Consider the following 1,225-nt stretch of genomic DNA (forward strand, 5'->3'; position numbering starts at 1 on the left):
ACGGGAATAGATGTAAGCGGGCTGACTGACGGGACGCTAGCGGTAAGTGTTACCCTGACTGATGCGGCAGGAAACACAGGTACGGCGGCTACGGATACTGTGGATAAAGATGCCACCGCACCTTCGGGCTATACTATAACTATAGACCAGACTTATATAAACAGTTCAAATGTTAATGCGCTATCTTTTACATTTGCGGGAGCGGAGACAGGCAGCACATATAACTATAGTATAAGCAGCAGCGGAGGCGGAACAGCTGTTACGGGGAGCGGAACGGTGACTTCGGAAACCCAGCAGATAACGGGAATAGATGTAAGCGTACTGAATGACGGGACGCTTACGGTGAGTGTCACACTGACCGACGCGGCAGGAAACACAGGGACGACGGATACCGATACTGCAATTAAGGACACTGTTGCACCTTCGGGCTATAGCGTAACAATAGATCAGACTTATATAAACAGTTCAAGTGCTGCTGCGTTGTCGTTCACATTTGCGGGAGCAGAGATAGGCAACACATATAACTACACTATAAGCAGCAGCGGAGGTGGAACGCCTGTTACGGGGAGCGGAATGGTGACTTCTGCAACTCAGCAGATAACGGGAATAGACGTAAGCGGGCTGACTGACGGGAAGCTAACGGTAATCGTTACGCTGACCGACACGGCAGGAAACACAGGTACGGCGGCTACGGATACTGTGGATAAGGATACTGCCGCGCCTTCGGGATATACTGTAGCAATAGATCAACCCGGCATAGATGCTTTAAATGTGACTGCGCTGTCCTTCACATTCGCAGGAGCGGAGGTAGGCAGCACATACAGCTACAGTATAAGCAGCAGCGGAGGCGGAACGGCTGTGACAGGGAGCGGAACGGTGGTTTCGGCAACCCAGCAGGTGACGGGAATAGACGTAAGCGGTCTTTTTGACGGGATGCTTACGGTAAGCGTAATACTTACCGATGACGCAGGAAATGCTGGAACAGCAGCTTCGGATACGGTGGAAAAGGATGCTTCCGCACCCATGGGCTATACAATAGAAATAGATCAGGCATATATAAACAATTCAAATAAAGACTTCATGTCGTTCACATTTGCGGGAGCAGAGATAGGCACTACATACAGCTACAGTATAAGCAGCAGCGGAGGTGGGACGGCTGTTACGGGGAGTGGAACAGTGTCATCGGCAACCCAGCAGGTGACGGGAATAGACGTAAGCGGGCTGA

At 51.0% G+C, this 1,225-nt stretch carries 1 pseudogene; it reads left to right on the forward strand.

Going from position 1 to position 1,225, the window contains the following annotated elements:
• A pseudogene (locus tag DFR58_RS21630) lies at positions 1-1,225 on the forward strand (hypothetical protein); the annotation flags it as partial.

It is taken from the genome of Anaerobacterium chartisolvens, assembly GCF_003337415.1.
Classification (GTDB): domain Bacteria; phylum Bacillota; class Clostridia; order Acetivibrionales; family DSM-27016; genus Anaerobacterium; species Anaerobacterium chartisolvens.